Source organism: Pedobacter sp. GR22-10 (assembly GCF_026239715.1).
Classification (GTDB): Bacteria; Bacteroidota; Bacteroidia; order Sphingobacteriales; family Sphingobacteriaceae; genus Pedobacter.
The window spans coordinates 145,439-161,502 of record NZ_JAPIVR010000004.1 but is presented as its reverse complement, the minus strand read 5'-3'; the positions used below and the strand labels follow the sequence as shown (position 1 = coordinate 161,502).

Genomic DNA, 16,064 nt, shown 5'->3' with positions numbered 1-16,064 from the left:
ACTCATTCAGTCAATAAAAATTAAATCTCATAACATATGTTCGTACTAAAAAGAGATGGCCGCAAAGAGCCGGTGCAATTTGACAAAATCACAGCCCGCATTCAAAAGTTGTGTTACAGTTTAAATTCAGACCTTGTCGATCCAATCGACGTTGCCAAAAAGGTAATTGAAGGTTTATACGATGGTGTTACCACATCAGAGTTGGATAACCTTGCTGCAGAAACGGCTGCATCGTTAACCACAAAACACCCTGATTATGCTTTATTGGCTTCGCGTATTGCGGTTTCCAACCTGCATAAAAATACCACAAAATCATTTTCGGGTACGATGAAAATGTTGTACGAATATTTCGATCCGAAAGCGCAAAAGGCTGCACCGCTAATTGCTGATGATGTTTTTGAAATTATTGAAAAAAACAAGGATATTTTAGATAGTTCTATCATTTACGACCGTGATTTTGGTTTTGATTATTTCGGTTTCAAAACTTTAGAAAAATCATACCTGTTAAAAGTTAACGGTCAGATTGTAGAACGCCCGCAACATTTGTTTATGCGTGTTTCAGTTGGTATCCATAAAGAAGATATTGAAAGTGCAATCAAAACGTATAATTTAATGAGCGAGCGTTGGTTTACACATGCCACGCCAACATTATTCAATGCTGCAACCCCAAAACCGCAAATGTCGTCATGCTTCCTGTTAACCATGCAGGATGATAGCATTGAAGGAATTTACGATACTTTAAAACAAACCGCTAAGATTTCTCAAAGTGCGGGTGGTATTGGCTTAAGTATTCATAACATCCGTGCGACAGGATCTTATATCGGTGGTACAAATGGCACCAGCAATGGTATTATTCCAATGCTACGTGTATTTAATGATACTGCCCGTTATGTAGATCAGGGTGGTGGTAAACGCAAAGGCGCATTTGCTATTTATTTAGAGCCTTGGCATGCGGATGTTTTTGAATTTTTAGACCTGCGTAAAAACCACGGTAAGGAAGAAATGCGTGCCCGCGATTTGTTCTATGCCCTTTGGATCAACGATTTGTTTATGCAACGCGTTAAAGATAATGGCGACTGGACATTATTCTGTCCGCATGAAGCCCCGGGTTTAGCTGATTGCTTTGGTCAGGAATTCGAAACTTTATATGCAAAGTATGAAGCTGAAGGCCGTGGCAGAAGAACGATTAAAGCACAGGAACTTTGGTTTGCTATCTTAGATTCGCAAATTGAAACGGGTACACCTTATATGTTGTTTAAAGATGCAGCGAACAGCAAGTCTAATCAACAGAATTTAGGAACCATTAAAAGTTCTAACTTGTGTACTGAGATTATTGAATATACATCAAAAGACGAAGTTGCGGTTTGTAATTTAGCATCTTTAGCATTGCCTCGTTTTGTAATCAACGGACAGTTTGATCACCAGAAATTATATGAAGTAACTTATCAGGCTACTTTAAACCTGAATAAAATTATTGATCATAATTATTACCCTGTTCAGGAAGCTGAAAACTCTAATATGCGTCACCGTCCGGTTGGTTTAGGTGTACAAGGTTTGGCTGATGCCTTTATCTTATTGCGTTTACCTTTCGAGAGCGATGAGGCAAAACGTTTAAACAAAGATATTTTCGAAACGATTTATTTTGCTTCAATGACTGCATCTCATGATTTAGCGGTTAAAAATGGTCCATATCAAACATTTGCAGGATCGCCTTTATCAAAAGGTCAGTTCCAGTTTGATTTATGGAACGTAACACCAGATAGTGGTCGCTGGGATTGGGAAGCATTACGTAGTAAAGTAATAAAAGATGGTGTATATAACTCTTTATTGGTTGCACCGATGCCAACAGCCTCTACTTCTCAGATTTTAGGTAACAACGAATGTTTCGAACCTTATACCTCAAACATTTATACCCGCCGGGTATTAAGTGGGGAGTTTGTGGTGGTAAACAAACACTTGTTGAAAGATTTAGTGGCCTTAGGCTTATGGAACAATGAGATGAAAAACCAGATCATATTGGCAAACGGTTCCATTCAGGCCATTCCATCTATTCCGGATTACATTAAAGAATTATACAAAACGGTTTGGGAGATCAAGATGCGTAACATCATCGATATGGCTGCAGACCGTGGCGCATATATCTGCCAGTCGCAGTCATTAAACCTATTCGTAAATGCACCGAATACTTCAAAATTAACTTCAATGCACTTCTATGCATGGGAGAAAGGTTTAAAAACCGGTATGTACTACTTACGTACGCAAGCCGCATCACAAGCTGTTAAATTCACTGTCGAAAATCAAGGCGGTAAAGCGATTGAAGCGGTAATCCCGGCGCAAATGACACAAGATCAGGTGGCCGAAGAAATTGTTGACGGGCCGGTTTGTTCAATGGAAGAAGGCTGTATCAGTTGCTCTGGTTAGAAACAGGAACAAGGATTAAGGAGCAAGGATAAAAGACTGAAGCGAAAAGCTAATCACCTTGCTGTCATTGCGAAGCTAATTCGAGCGAGCTGAAGCAATCTGTTTTCCAATAGCACTTGTATCACATATTCAAAATTAAGTAAGGTTTTGGGCAAACGCTCAAAACCTTATTTTTTGTCCTTATTTTTGCTTAGTTCAATAGTTCATTAGCCATTTGGTTTTAATGCGCCAAAGACCAATGAACTAATGACGAATGAACCAATGAACAACCTTTTGAAACATAGCAAACACGAAATCATTCCCTGCGAAAGATGCGGAACAGCTATTGAGTGCAAGGCAAATGCTTATACCAAATGTCAGTGTAGCGTGGTTCAACTCAGTATTAACGAAGTACAATATATTTCTGAATTGTATGATGGTTGCTTGTGTGCCAAGTGTTTATTCGAACTGCAACAAGAATACCGTGAAGAAATTGGGGTATAACTCAACTTACGAAGTTTAGCTGGCTTGTGTGATGGGGGAACTTCGTCAGTTTAAAGTACTCTAAATTATTTAAAAATCTTCTGAGCTTATCCTATCCTTTTCCAGAAAACATTTACACGATTATGCCGTTCTACTTTTAAACAAAATAGTAACTTTGACGGAAATTTGAATGAATGAATTTTGAATGAGTGAATGTAGCCTATAGGTACAATAACATTCTCTCAATGAATCATTCTCTCATTCTCTCATTTCAAAAAAACATGAAGAAAGTAAACGTTGGCTTGGTACAAATGAGTTGTACTAAAGATAAGCAGGAAAATTTAGACAAAGCAATTGCTAAAGTAAGAGAGGCAGCGGCAAAGGGTGCACAGATTGTGTGTTTGCAAGAACTTTTTACTTCATTGTACTTCTGCGATGTGGAAGACTATGATAATTTTGATTTAGCAGAAGCCATTCCTGGACCATCAACTGATGCTTTGCAGGTGGTAGCAAAGGAACTTGGTGTGGTGATTATTGCATCTCTGTTTGAAAAACGCGCTGAGGGATTGTACCACAATACAACGGCTGTATTAGATGCCGACGGTTCCTATTTAGGAAAATACCGTAAAATGCATATCCCAGATGATCCTGCTTATTACGAAAAATTCTATTTTACACCGGGTGATTTAGGCTATAAAGTTTTTGAAACCAAATTTGCTAAAATAGGAATCCTGATCTGCTGGGACCAATGGTATCCGGAAGCATCCCGCATAACTGCTTTAATGGGCGCAGATATTATGTTTTATCCAACTGCTATTGGCTGGGATACTACGCAGGATGAAGAGACGAATCAAGATCAATATAATGCCTGGCAAACTATTCAGCGTTCTCATTCTGTGGCTAATGGTGTACCTGTGGTAAGCGTAAACAGAGTTGGTTTTGAGCAAGAAGGCAGAATGAAATTCTGGGGCGGAAGTTTTGCTACGAATGCCCAGGGTAAATTACTTTATCTGGCCTCTCATGATCAGGAGGAAACAAAAGTGGTGGAATTGGACCTGGATCAAAGCGATTTCATGCGTAAACACTGGCCATTTTTAAGAGACAGAAGAATTGATTCTTATCAACCAATTACCAAAAGATATATTGACGGGGATTAAGCTGAAAGCGAAAACCACCTATGGGTGCATCCTGAGTTTGTCGAAGGGTCTAAACACTTCGACAAATTCCATGTGATACCTTAAACTTATAAGACTACAAGAAATGTCAAACTTCCCTCCAAGAAAAGAATTAAATATCAATCAATTCGATTATTCACCAAAACAACAAGGTTATGCTTTCCCTGCCGAGTGGGCGAAACATGAAGCCACGTGGTTAAGCTGGCCACATAAAGAGGCAAGCTGGCCAGGGAAAATCGAAACGATATATACGCCATATTGCCAGTTTATTAAAGCAGTTGCTGAAGGCGAGAAAGTTCGCATTAATGTGAAAGATGAGGAGATGAAAGCATTTGCTGTTTCCGAACTTATTAAAGTTGATGCAGATTTATCGCAGATTGAGTTTTATTTCAACGAAACCAACGATGCCTGGTGTCGCGACCATGGCCCTGCTTTTGTATTAAAAGGAAATGAAAAAGCTGTAGTGGATTGGGGCTACAATGCATGGGGTGGAAAATATCCCCCTTTTGATCTGGATGATGTGGTGCCAACAAAAATCGCCAAACATTTTGATTTGCCATTATTCAATCCTGATCTAGTAATGGAAGGCGGTTCTGTTGAATTTAATGGTGCAGGAACCATTCTGACTACAACTGCGTGTTTGCTGAATGAAAACCGTAACCCACAGTTAAACAAAGAGCAGATTGAAAAATATTTGCTGGAGTATTATGGTCAAGACCAGGTTTTATGGTTAGGAGATGGTATTGTTGGCGATGATACGGATGGACACATTGACGATATTACCCGTTTTGTCAATGAAGATACCGTTTTGACGGTGGTAGAAAGTAATCCGCTGGATGAAAACTATTTGCTGTTGCAAGAGAATTTAGAAGCTTTAAAGGCCATGAAATTAAAGGATGGCCGTTCACTGAATATTGTGGAATTACCAATGCCTTCGCCCGTGATTTATGATGATACGCGCTTGCCGGCATCCTATGCAAACTTTTACATCGCCAATGCAGCTGTAATTGTACCGGTTTTTGATGATGTGAATGATCAGAAAGCGCTGGATATTATTCAGGGCTGTTTCCCGGATAGAAAAGTTATCGGAATCAATTCCGTAGATATTATCTGGGGATTGGGAAGTTTTCACTGTTTAAGTCAGCAGGAACCGGCAGTTTAGTCAGGAGTCTTTAGTCTGAAGTCATTTAGTCAATTTGGTTTTTAGTATTAACTTTACAACATTAAAAAATTCAACTTTACAACATTTCATCATGAAATTATTAGAAGGAAAAACGGCATTAATTACCGGTGCATCAAAAGGTATTGGTCGTAAAATAGCTGAAAAATTTGCGGAGCAAGGTGCTAACGTTGCTTTTACATACTTGTCATCAGTAGAAAAAGGCGAAGCATTAGAAAAAGAACTGCAAACTTTTGGAACGAAAGTTAAAGGCTATCGTTCTGATGCCTCGAAATTCGATCAGGCCGAGCAATTGATCAGTGATGTTATAGCAGCGTTTGGAACTATTGATATTGTAGTGAACAATGCAGGCATTACCAAAGATGGTTTATTAATGCGGATGAGTGAAGAAAACTGGGATGATGTTATCAATATCAACCTGAAGTCTATCTTTAATGTGACTAAGGCTGCATCCAAAGTGATGATGAAAGCGCGTAAAGGTGTATTTATCAATATGAGTTCTGTGGTCGGTGTTACAGGTAATGCAGGTCAGGCCAATTATGCGGCGTCTAAAGCGGGTATTATTGGTTTTACAAAATCTGTGGCCAAAGAATTAGGTTCCAGGAACATCCGTGCAAACGTGGTGGCTCCGGGTTTTATCCGTACTGAAATGACAGAAGTTTTAGACCCTGCAGTGGTTGCGGGCTGGGAAAAAGATATTCCATTAAAACGTGCCGGCGAAACGGAAGATATTGCCAATGTTTGCGTGTTTTTAGCTTCAGATATGAGTGCGTATGTTACTGGTCAAACTTTATCCGTTTGTGGCGGAATGCTATAAGAAGGTAGAGGGATTAAAGGTTTAAGACGAAGGGTTCTCCTGTTCTAAACTAAAAAATTAAAAGGCATAAGATGGGTTTTTTGGCCTGAACCTTATGCCTTTTAGCTTTTACCTCAACGTATATTTCCCATCAATTTCATTAATATCCAATTGTTTTTTATGCTTCTTGAAAGCTAAATAACCTGGTTGTAGTGTTTCCCAAAAACCGGCTTGTAGAGGAAACTGAATAGAATATTTCTTCATATTTTCATTTGTCATTTTGAAAGGATAGATGTTTACAGGTATTTTTTCCTGACCATAATTTCTGGCTTCAACTGCTAAAATATAAATCTCCTTAATTTTGTCATCAGTGAGCGGAATGCAACCGACAGTTACGCAATTCCCATGAATATAAATATCACTTCCAGGTTTTCTGTCTTTTCCGGTTCTAGCCAAATCAACATTATTAGGATAGTTTAGGCCAAGTGATAAATGATAGGTACTCATCGGGTTGAAAACATTGATAGCATAAAATCCTTCGGGTGTTTGCTTATCGCCTTCCATTACTTTTGGACCCAATGTACCGGAATGGGCACAGAAATCATACGCCCTATAAAGTGAATATTTATGGTCAGTTTTAGCTTTTAACCATATTTCTAATTTTCCTTCAGCTTTATAAGCATTGATGATCATTGAAAAATGATCTTTATAACCCGCTAATTGTAGTGACTGATATAAAGTTTCCCACTTCTCTTGATAAGCTTTTTCTACCCTTTCGAATTGAATTTGGGTCGACTTGAAATTATTTTGTGCATTGGCCATAATGCTGAATGATAAGAGAAGCGTTAAACAGATTAATTTCATAAAATTTGCTTTGGTCAAATCTACTTATTTAACGACAGCGCACACAGAGAATTTATAGATTTCCAGGCATAACACACACCAAATGATTCATCTTTTAGTAATCTTCACACCCGACTGCGTATATCTCTGTGCCTACCTTTTGTGTCCCCTGTTGTTAAAAACCCTCAACTTTCTTTCTTTGCGGTTAATAACAAAATTAGCATCTTTATAAAATATGAACAGCATTTTTGCCGGTACTTCTATTTTATATTTTCTGGCTTGCCTGGCTTTAGGTATTTTATATGCATGGTTACTGTATCGGGGAAATAAAAATATTAATAGAAAGCTACAATATGGTTTAACTGCCATCAGAATAGTTGCTGTTACGGCGATTGCCTGGCTAATATTTGCGCCCTTAATTAAAACGCTAAACTATACTTTAAATAAGCCTGTCATCATTATCGGGCAGGACAATTCCCTTTCTATCGCTCAGGTTAAAGCGGTTGGTTTTGACCAGAAATTGTACGAGAAAAACCTGAAAATTCTTCAGGATAAACTATCAGATCGGTATGAAGTTAAAGCTTACCATTTTTCTGATACGGTAAAGGATGGCCTTGACTTTAAAAACCAGGGAAAACTTACAGATGCTTCCGCTTTTTTTCGGAAAATCAGAGATGAGTATACCAACAGAAATGTAGGCGCTGTTATCCTGGCTACTGATGGGATATTCAATCGTGGCGGAAATCCCTTATATAGCATTAATCAGATGAATGCGCCGGTTTATACCATTGCCTTGGGCGATAGTATTCCCAAACGAGATGTTTTAATTTCAAATGTAAACTATAATAATATCGTTTACCTGGATGATGATTTCACCATTGAAGTTCAGGTTCAGGCTTTTCAAAGCGATCATGAAAATACGATGATAGCGGTGAATCAGAATGGTGCTAAATTAGTTCAGCAAGCCATTGCCATTAACGGAAATTCATTTGTTAAAAATATTCCTATAAAACTGCATGCCGGGAAAATAGGTGTTCAAAAATATACCGTTCAACTGGGTATTTTACCCAATGAAATCACCACGAAAAATAATTCACAAACTTTTTATGTGGAAGTGATTGATGGCAGACAAAAAGTGTTATTGGCTGCAGCAGCACCACATCCTGATTTAAGTGTTTTAAAAGAGGCCATTTCACTCAATAAACATTATGAGGCTAAACTCGCCCTTGCCGATGATTTGAATGCCACTGACCCATCCAAATTTGATTTAATCATATTATACCAGTTGCCAGATGCTCAAAATATGTCGACTTCTTTTTTGCAGAAAGTAATGGCTTTAAAAAGGCCCGTTTGGTATGTTTTAGGTGCACAAAGCAATGTAAATGCTTTTAACCAGATTCAAAATCAGGTAAACTTAAGTGCTGCCAATGGTTCCGTTCAAGAAGTTTATGCTGATGTTGCCAATGGTTTTACGAATTTTAACTTGTCCGAAGATGATAAAAAGAAATTTTCCACTTTCGACCCCTTATTGATGCCGTTTGGAAGGTTAATGGTAAATGCAAGTGCAACACCCGTTTTTAATCAACGTATCGGAAAAATAAGTACACAACAACCGTTATTGTTTTTTACCAATGAAAATGGCTTAAAAACTGGTTACCTGATGGGAGAAGGCTTATGGCGTTGGAAATTATCAGAAGCACAAAATGAAAATGGATCATCCGGGTTAAATGATTTAATTTCTAAAACGATTCAATATCTTGCGGTAAAAGATGATCAGCGAAAGTTTAAAGTTTTTACCTCAAAATCGGCCTATGATGAAAATGAAGCTGTTCAGTTTAATGCCACACTTTATAACGATAGTTACCAGCCTGTAAATGAACCGGAAGTTAATCTTCAGGTAAAAAATGAAGCGGGCAAAGTATTCAATTATACCTTTTCTAAAACCGAAAATGCTTATCAACTTGATGCCGGGACAATGAGTGCGGGCAATTATTCCTACTTGTCCAATACTGCTCTTGGCGGAAAACGTTTAACAGCATCAGGAAGTTTTTACGTCAATTCTTTAATGGCTGAATATCAGGAAACCACAGCAAATCATCAGTTATTAAATGAGATGGCTAAACAGAGCAATGGCAAGCTTTTTATGCCTGAAGATCTGTTAAAGATAGCAGATGAAATCTTGAAAAATGAAAATATTAAAACTATTAGTTATGAAGACCGCAAATACGATGAGCTGATTAATATAAAGTGGTTATATGTATGTATTCTGATACTATTGAGTATAGAATGGTTTTTAAGAAAACGTAACGGAGAACTGTAGATTTTGTCAACCCCGAACGTATCCAGGACGTATTACTTTTTGAAGTAATTTAAATGAGTTATTTCAATAAGATCAATATTATTTTCAGTTTAAAAGAGAAGACAATTCAATTATATAGATGGGTACTTCAGAAATATTAGAAATCCTGGGCACTGTTGCTTTCTCCATTTCCGGGACCTTTACGGCTATGCAGCGTAAACTGGATCCATTTGGTGTTTTGATTATTGCTTTTGTAACCTCAATTGGTGGGGGAACAGTTCGGGATTTGTTAATCGGCGATACTCCCGTGGCATGGATGCGGGATATTCAAACCTGTTTGATTATTCTTGCGACCTCTTTAGTGGCGATGTTTTTCAAGGCGCAGGTTCAGAAACTAAAAATTACTTTATTCCTGTTTGATAGCCTTGGGCTGGGGTTTTTTACAATGTTGGGTTTACTTAAAGGAATTGCTTTTGGTTTAAATCCTGGCGTTTGTATTGCACTTGGAACCATAACCGGTTGTTTCGGAGGTATTATCAGAGATACCTTGTTAAATACGATTCCGCTGATTTTTAGAAAAGAAATTTATGCTACGGCTTGTATTTTGGGTGGTTCGATTTATTTTTTACTGCTGGAATTTGGAGTAGGTAGTGTAATTGCGAAGCTTGCCGTTATCGCTTTTATCTTTTTATTAAGGGTTGTAGCGGTTAAGTATAAATTATCACTGCCGAAATTTAATTATGCCCGGGATTAGTCTTTTTTCTCCTCACGAATGATCACAAACACATCCTCATTATCTTTTTTCATGAAATACTTTTCGCGAGCGAATTTTTCAGCAGTATTAAGGTTCGTATTCAGCTCGTTTAAATCCTTTTTAACCTGGGCGGTTTCCTTTTCAAAATACTCTTTTTCTTCCTGTAATTTGTTCGCCTGACTACGGTATTCGTATTGCGACATCATATCATTTTTATCGAAAAATAGCATCCAAACTGCAAATGCAGCCGTTGCAAGAAAATATTTATTGCGGAAAAGGTCTATTAAACGTTTCATAGTTGGAGATATGAGTATGGAGATATGTGATTTGAGATCATGCACCTAACACAGAACAAATATAGTATTAAAATAAAAACATCCGAAGATTTAAAATCTCCGGATGTTTAGCAAATTAGTTTTTCAACTTCTTAACAACCCAAAGCCTAGAAGGACTTAGTGGCAGTTCCTTAAGTCTCCTTTAGAAAATTTAGGGGTTTATTTCTTCGCGTATTTGAATTTCGAACCGATGAAACGAGCATTTTCACCTAATTCTTCTTCTATACGCAATAACTGATTGTATTTTGCAATCCTGTCTGAACGAGATGCTGATCCTGTTTTAATCTGTCCGCAGTTTAAAGCAACAGCTAAATCAGCGATGGTCACATCTTCAGTTTCGCCTGAACGGTGACTCATTACCGACGTATAGCCACTGTTTTGAGCTAAAGTAACAGCATTGATTGTTTCAGTTAAAGAACCGATCTGGTTAACTTTTACTAAAATTGAATTTGCAGTGTCTTCATCAATACCACGTTGTAAACGCGTTACGTTGGTTACAAATAAATCATCACCAACCAATTGAACATGGTCGCCAATTTTATCGGTTAAGCTTTTCCAGCCGGTCCAATCGTTTTCATCCATACCATCTTCAATAGAGATAATTGGATATTTTGCAGAAAGATCAGCTAAATATTGCGCTTGTTCTTCGCTTGAACGAATTACACCGGTAGCACCTTCAAATTTCGTGTAATCGTATTTTCCATCTTTGTAAAACTCAGAAGAAGCACAATCTAAAGCTAAACAGATCTGAGAACCAGGTTGGTAACCAGCAGTTTCAATCGCTTTTAATACGGTTTCAATTGCATCTTCAGTACCATCAAAAGTAGGGGCGAAACCACCCTCATCACCTACAGCAGTAGATAAACCTCTATCATGAAGAATTTTTTTCAGGCTATGAAAAACTTCAGTTCCCCAACGTAAAGCCTCAGAGAATGAAGGCGCACCAACTGGCATGATCATAAACTCCTGAAATGCAATAGGGGCATCAGAGTGAGAACCGCCGTTAATGATGTTCATCATTGGGATTGGTAAAGTATTGGCATTAACACCACCAATATAGCGGTATAAAGGTTGGCCTATTTCATCGGCAGCAGCTTTAGCCACCGCTAAAGAAACACCTAAAATAGCATTAGCACCTAAATTACCTTTGTTTTCTGTGCCATCAAGAGATAGCATTAATTTATCAATTGCATTTTGTTCGAAAACATCAATACCTCTTAAAGCATCAGCAATTTTAGTATTTACATTTTCTACAGCTTTTAAAACACCTTTACCTAAGTATGTAGATTTATCTCCGTCACGTAATTCAACAGCCTCATATTGCCCGGTAGATGCACCGCTTGGAACAGCAGCACGGCCAAAAGCACCTGCTTCTGTAACTACTTCTACTTCTACTGTTGGATTGCCTCTTGAATCGAGGATTTGTCTGGCATGGACATTAACGATTATGCTCATTTTTATTTGATTTTTTGTTACTTTTTAATCTGCTTAGTGTATAAAGTACAATTACTAAGCCTAACATCAAAGTTAGTATAATTTTTAAATAAATAAAGCGTTTTCAGGCTTAATGTTACGATCATTACAAAGCCTAATGATTCGTTAATTTTAATTTAATATAGAGGGTTTTTGTATGGTATGGCACTATTCTAATTGTCTGAATCTTTCGCTATAAAGCTATAAAATGCCGGAAATTCCCGGTGCCAGAACCATTCCGTATGCTTTCCATCTTCGCACTCATGAAAAAGAATATTTTGGTTGCTACCATCAGGATTTAAGATGGCATGTATTTTTTTTACATTGTTTACCATTTCTGTACCTTCTTTATCTCCGGCAACTAAAAAGATTTTATTTCCTTTTAAACCAGGTAAACGATCAGTAACATCTGTGTAAATTTCAGGTCCCAGCCAAAATGCCGGACTGAATATTCCTGCTGAACCAAAAACTTCAGGGTACTCTGCAATGGCAAACATGGAAATCAGGCCACCAAGAGAACTTCCGGCAATTGCTGTATGATTCATATCGGTTAGTGTTCTGTATTGATGATTGATAAATGGCATAAGTGTTTCTACCAAGAACTGCAGATATGCTTTCCCTTCGCCTTTGCCATTTTCACTATCATAGGGATTATATTCTGTCAGGCGATCTTCCTCACCATGATTTATACCAACTATAATCATTTCTTGCAAACCTTCACGGATCAGGTTATCTACAGTCGTATCAACAGCCCATTCATCATTCCTGGCTGGTTTGGCATGAAATAGATGCTGACCATCGTGCATATAAAGAACAGGATACTTTTTTTCAGAATCTTTGTAGCTTTTAGGGAGATAAATCCAAACCTGCCTGTGTTTGTCAAGCTGAGGCATGTAGAATTTTTCATCTACCACATGAACATGGTCACCAAATTGGTAATCAGGTTTTTGTTGTTCGAGGTTCTCTTTCCAGTTTTCGATTCTTACATCCATATCCAATCAACATTAGAAAAGAATATCCGGTTTTAAAAGACAAACACTCATTTATAATGCTGACTTATTTACTGCCTGCAAATATCTGTTGTTGATGCAGTTGCAATAGCAATTTATTATCCGTTTATACCTTTCGTCTTAAATTTGAGAAAAAACAAAATTCAATCTGGTGAGTTCCGTTTTAACTTGGTTCATCCCGATTAAACCTCCGGATATGCCGCTTGATTGCTGAAAAACATTTACTGTAAGTTCATCCTTTGCGGTTTGTGTAATGGTTACACTAAATTTAAAGTACTTCACAAATGCACCGAACAAAATGCGCATGGTCCGGTTGCCTTTTTCCAGAATCAGGTTTCCAAATTGCTGGTTAATTACTTTATAACCTTGAATCTCAAAATAATGATTTATCTTTTCGGTCATCTCTGCAATAGAGATGTCTTTGTATAAATTAGAGATCAAACCATCAACCGTTTGAAGGTTTTTAATAAAATGTGGCATAGCGTTGTTTTTAGATAAAATTTTTACTTCAGTTCATCCAGTACCTTGAACAATTTTTTATTAATTCCACTTCCGCTATAATTGTTGATATTGATTACAATCACATATCTATTTCCAGCGGTGTCAGTGTGGTATCCGGCAAATGCCGAAACATCATTTATAGTGCCACTTTTTATTTTCATGCCATTATATTCCGGCAAAGCTTTATAAAAATCCGTGAACCAATCTTCATTTTGAACCTGGAACAATATATTTGCCATGGCAGCGGTCGTAATTCGGTTTCCCGGAGAAAGTCCGCTGCCATCAATGATATTCAGGGCAGATTGATCAATGCCTTTAGCTGCCCAGAAATTAATTTCAGTTTCTGCTCCTTTAGAAGTAGTTGCAGGTTTGCCGGATTTCAAGGCCATAGTTTTTAAAAAAGTTTCACCATAAAGGTTGATGCTTTTTTTTAGAAACCAGTAAGTCATTTCGCTCAGGGTGGGTGAAGTAACGATGCTGATCTTTTGCATAGCTGTTGGAACGGATTGTTTATTCTGTTTCAGTAATCTTGTGGTAGTAGCTTCCTGTGTGATTTGAATACCCAAGCGCTTCAACGTGTCCTGTAAATGGTAAGCACAATCAAAAGCAGGATCGGGCAGGGCTACGGAAATGCCCGATTTGCCAATGCCCATGCCCCAGGTACCGCGTAAATAAGCAACATTAGAATAGGGTGGAAGAAAGGCATAGCTTTTGTCTCCACTACCTGGTGAACCTGTTTTTAATTCATTTTCGATCTGGATATATGGTGTAAGCGGAACTGTTTTTATGATTTGTACCGCTGTAGCTGTACTTGATCCAGGACGCAATTGTATGTCAAACTGATTTTCCCTCCAGGCTAGGCCTGATGTTCCGGCACCATAGTAATTGCCGATATCCTGCCATACCCAACCCTCGGGTGTGGTTTGCGTGCCAAATATTTGATCATCACCAATAATTGATCCCTCAATTTTCTTAATGCCTGCAGATTTTATCGCTGCAACCCACTGTTTTAAAACTGCGGGTTCAGTGTTTTGAAAGCGGGGGGAGCCTAATGTAGGGTCCCCGCTTCCTGTAATGATAATATGGCCTTTCAAAGTCCCATCAGCTGTGATTTCTCCAGAGTAGGCCAGTGTGGTTTGGAATTGAAAATCTTTCCCTAAAATACTGAAAGCGGTTGCCGCTGTAATGGTTTTTAAAGTTGATGCTGTCGCCAGGCCTATTTGCTCATTTCTGGCGAACAGTACTTTTCCGGTGCGTGCATCTAAAACACAAATGGATGTTATGGCATGTTTGGCCTGCTCATCGCCGAGTAAAGTATTGAATGCTTTATCCAGGTTTTGGATGCTGTTCTGGGCAAAGCAGTTTACATAAAATAGAGCGTATAAAAGAATGATAAGTGACTTTTTCATATAAAAAATATAGTTAAACCAATAAATCGGTATAATTTTTTTTATTAATTACCTTGGTTTGTACGTGTTGGTAAACATTGGTAAATGTGGTTGGGAATTTCACTTTTTTGTTTTCGTTCCATTTAATCTCATATGCGGTTAAATTTCCTTCAAATTCTTCAATCAAATCTATTTCCTGCTGCTGGAAACTTCTCCAGAAGAAATGTTTGGTATGCTTAATCTGGTTACTATTGGCTTTTATAAATTCGGATATCATATAATTTTCGAAAAGCTGCCCGGTATCTTGCCTTAAGCTTAGCGGACTAAAATTCTGGATTATAGCATTGCGTATGCCATTATCATAGAAATAGATTTTCTTCCCTTTCTTTACTTCATTCCTCAGGTTTTTACTGTAGGCACCTAATCTGAATACCACGAAACACTGTTCAAGTAAATCTATATACCGTTCAACAGTGAGCTTATCTGCTTCTATCATTTGCCCAAGTTCGTTATATGAGATCTCGTTTCCAATCTGCAATGCCAAAGCCTGTACTAGTTTTTCCAGCTGAATGGGTTTTCTGATACCGGATAGTGCCAGTATATCTTTAAATAAATAGCTGTTGGTTAAATTTAATAAAAGTTCCTTTTCTTCACCTGGATAGTTTATCGCATCTGGGTAGCTGCCAAAAATTAATCTCTTTTCCAATGATTGTTCTTCAGTAAGAATATTGGTATGCTGTACCAGCTCAGCGACTGAAAAAGGAAAAAGGTGATACTCAAATTTTCTACCTGTTAAGCTCTCCTTTGTGCCTGCTGCTAAATCTAAAGAGGAGGAACCCGTAACTAAAAGTTGTACTTCTGGAAAGTTATCTACAATAAGCTTTAATGTTAAACCAATATTGGTAACCCTTTGCGCCTCATCAATTAAAAGTATTTTATGCGTTCCTATGATTGATTTCAATCGTTCAATACTGATATCTTCCAGTGTTATACGCACATTGGCTTCATCGCAATTAAGAAAAACAAATGATTCTTCTTTCCGCTTCGCTAGTTTTTTTAACATCGTTGTTTTACCTACCTGCCTGGCACCAGTAATGATGATTGCCTTTCCTTTAAAAAACTTGGATTCAATATAATTCTCTAATATTCTTTCAATCATAATTAAAATACCTTTCTAAACAAATATAATTCATTCATATATAATTTTGATATTGTAATCATTAAATTATATATAAATTTAATATTGTAATCACCAAATTATATATAATTTGGTGATTAGTGTTTTCGTTTTATGTTTAGTAATTGATTTCTGATTAAAATTTCATCAGGCATGTGTAGAAATATAACATAGGATAAACTGTGGTGATATGAATTTTTATCCTGAAAAGAATACAAAAAAGCCCGTGTTTGTGGCACGGGCTTAATTT

At 37.5% G+C, this 16,064-nt stretch carries 14 protein-coding genes; 7 read left to right on the top strand and 7 right to left on the bottom strand.

What is annotated here, in order from left to right; translation table 11 throughout:
- Positions 1 to 36 precede the first annotated feature (36 nt).
- From OQX64_RS17325 to fabG, 5 genes are all read left to right on the top strand, one after another.
- Positions 37 to 2,421, top strand: a complete 2,385-nt coding sequence (locus tag OQX64_RS17325) for a ribonucleoside-diphosphate reductase subunit alpha (protein WP_088299305.1) — start codon at positions 37 to 39, stop codon at positions 2,419 to 2,421.
- Positions 2,422 to 2,667: 246 nt separating this feature from the next.
- On the top strand, positions 2,668 to 2,904 hold the full coding sequence (locus OQX64_RS22470; RefSeq protein WP_323670586.1) for a cysteine-rich CWC family protein: 237 nt from the start codon (positions 2,668 to 2,670) through the stop codon (positions 2,902 to 2,904).
- 260 nt (positions 2,905 to 3,164) lie between these two features.
- Positions 3,165 to 4,040 (top strand): carbon-nitrogen hydrolase, encoded by an 876-nt coding sequence (locus OQX64_RS17315; protein ID WP_265819717.1) that lies wholly within the window; start codon positions 3,165 to 3,167, stop codon positions 4,038 to 4,040.
- 103 nt (positions 4,041 to 4,143) lie between these two features.
- Positions 4,144 to 5,220: an agmatine deiminase family protein gene (locus OQX64_RS17310; protein WP_265819716.1), complete on the top strand. Its 1,077-nt coding sequence runs from the start codon at positions 4,144 to 4,146 to the stop codon at positions 5,218 to 5,220.
- Between the two features lie 91 nt (positions 5,221 to 5,311).
- Positions 5,312 to 6,055 (top strand): 3-oxoacyl-[acyl-carrier-protein] reductase, encoded by a 744-nt coding sequence (gene fabG / locus OQX64_RS17305; RefSeq protein ID WP_265819715.1) that lies wholly within the window; start codon positions 5,312 to 5,314, stop codon positions 6,053 to 6,055.
- A 108-nt stretch (positions 6,056 to 6,163) separates the two neighbouring features.
- On the opposite strand, the gene OQX64_RS17300 is transcribed toward fabG, so the two are convergent.
- On the bottom strand, positions 6,164 to 6,898 hold the full coding sequence (locus tag OQX64_RS17300; protein ID WP_088299309.1) for a L,D-transpeptidase family protein: 735 nt from the start codon (positions 6,896 to 6,898) through the stop codon (positions 6,164 to 6,166).
- Between the two features lie 214 nt (positions 6,899 to 7,112).
- Here OQX64_RS17300 and OQX64_RS17295 point away from each other — a divergent pair, with 214 nt between their 5' ends.
- Together OQX64_RS17295 and OQX64_RS17290 are read left to right on the top strand one after the other, a co-directional pair.
- Positions 7,113 to 9,197: a hypothetical protein gene (locus OQX64_RS17295; protein ID WP_265819714.1), complete on the top strand. Its 2,085-nt coding sequence runs from the start codon at positions 7,113 to 7,115 to the stop codon at positions 9,195 to 9,197.
- Between the two features lie 118 nt (positions 9,198 to 9,315).
- Positions 9,316 to 9,930, top strand: coding sequence for a trimeric intracellular cation channel family protein (locus OQX64_RS17290; protein WP_088299311.1), 615 nt, complete (start codon positions 9,316 to 9,318; stop codon positions 9,928 to 9,930).
- Here the strand turns inward: OQX64_RS17290 and OQX64_RS17285 are convergent.
- The 6 genes from OQX64_RS17285 to OQX64_RS17260 form a co-directional block, all read right to left on the bottom strand.
- A complete protein-coding gene (locus OQX64_RS17285) occupies positions 9,927 to 10,226 on the bottom strand; it encodes an FtsB family cell division protein (RefSeq protein WP_088299312.1) in 300 nt (99 codons plus the stop codon). The two genes, OQX64_RS17290 and OQX64_RS17285, sit on opposite strands and share 4 nt — an antisense overlap.
- 198 nt (positions 10,227 to 10,424) lie before the next feature.
- The gene (gene eno, locus OQX64_RS17280; protein WP_029286806.1) at positions 10,425 to 11,720 is read right to left on the bottom strand and encodes a phosphopyruvate hydratase; all 1,296 of its coding nucleotides are present in this window, start codon (positions 11,718 to 11,720) and stop codon (positions 10,425 to 10,427) included.
- 191 nt (positions 11,721 to 11,911) lie between these two features.
- On the bottom strand, positions 11,912 to 12,730 hold the full coding sequence (locus OQX64_RS17275) for an alpha/beta hydrolase (protein ID WP_265819713.1): 819 nt from the start codon (positions 12,728 to 12,730) through the stop codon (positions 11,912 to 11,914).
- A 138-nt stretch (positions 12,731 to 12,868) separates the two neighbouring features.
- Entirely contained in the window at positions 12,869 to 13,228 is a 360-nt protein-coding gene (locus OQX64_RS17270) for a hypothetical protein (protein ID WP_265819712.1), read from the bottom strand.
- 23 nt (positions 13,229 to 13,251) lie between these two features.
- Positions 13,252 to 14,658 (bottom strand): D-alanyl-D-alanine carboxypeptidase/D-alanyl-D-alanine-endopeptidase, encoded by a 1,407-nt coding sequence (gene dacB / locus OQX64_RS17265; protein ID WP_265819711.1) that lies wholly within the window; start codon positions 14,656 to 14,658, stop codon positions 13,252 to 13,254.
- A 13-nt stretch (positions 14,659 to 14,671) separates the two neighbouring features.
- Positions 14,672 to 15,796 (bottom strand): ATP-binding protein, encoded by a 1,125-nt coding sequence (locus OQX64_RS17260; RefSeq protein WP_265819710.1) that lies wholly within the window; start codon positions 15,794 to 15,796, stop codon positions 14,672 to 14,674.
- Positions 15,797 to 16,064: the final 268 nt, after the last annotated feature.

Coding starts and splice junctions, on each gene's coding strand:
- OQX64_RS17325 (WP_088299305.1), top strand. CDS start 37: ATGTTCGTACTAAAAAGAGATGGCCGCAAAGAGCCGGTGCAATTTGAC.
- OQX64_RS22470 (WP_323670586.1), top strand. CDS start 2,668: ATGACGAATGAACCAATGAACAACCTTTTGAAACATAGCAAACACGAA.
- OQX64_RS17315 (WP_265819717.1), top strand. CDS start 3,165: ATGAAGAAAGTAAACGTTGGCTTGGTACAAATGAGTTGTACTAAAGAT.
- OQX64_RS17310 (WP_265819716.1), top strand. CDS start 4,144: ATGTCAAACTTCCCTCCAAGAAAAGAATTAAATATCAATCAATTCGAT.
- fabG (WP_265819715.1), top strand. CDS start 5,312: ATGAAATTATTAGAAGGAAAAACGGCATTAATTACCGGTGCATCAAAA.
- OQX64_RS17300 (WP_088299309.1), bottom strand. CDS start 6,898: ATGAAATTAATCTGTTTAACGCTTCTCTTATCATTCAGCATTATGGCC.
- OQX64_RS17295 (WP_265819714.1), top strand. CDS start 7,113: ATGAACAGCATTTTTGCCGGTACTTCTATTTTATATTTTCTGGCTTGC.
- OQX64_RS17290 (WP_088299311.1), top strand. CDS start 9,316: ATGGGTACTTCAGAAATATTAGAAATCCTGGGCACTGTTGCTTTCTCC.
- OQX64_RS17285 (WP_088299312.1), bottom strand. CDS start 10,226: ATGAAACGTTTAATAGACCTTTTCCGCAATAAATATTTTCTTGCAACG.
- eno (WP_029286806.1), bottom strand. CDS start 11,720: ATGAGCATAATCGTTAATGTCCATGCCAGACAAATCCTCGATTCAAGA.
- OQX64_RS17275 (WP_265819713.1), bottom strand. CDS start 12,730: ATGGATGTAAGAATCGAAAACTGGAAAGAGAACCTCGAACAACAAAAA.
- OQX64_RS17270 (WP_265819712.1), bottom strand. CDS start 13,228: ATGCCACATTTTATTAAAAACCTTCAAACGGTTGATGGTTTGATCTCT.
- dacB (WP_265819711.1), bottom strand. CDS start 14,658: ATGAAAAAGTCACTTATCATTCTTTTATACGCTCTATTTTATGTAAAC.
- OQX64_RS17260 (WP_265819710.1), bottom strand. CDS start 15,796: ATGATTGAAAGAATATTAGAGAATTATATTGAATCCAAGTTTTTTAAA.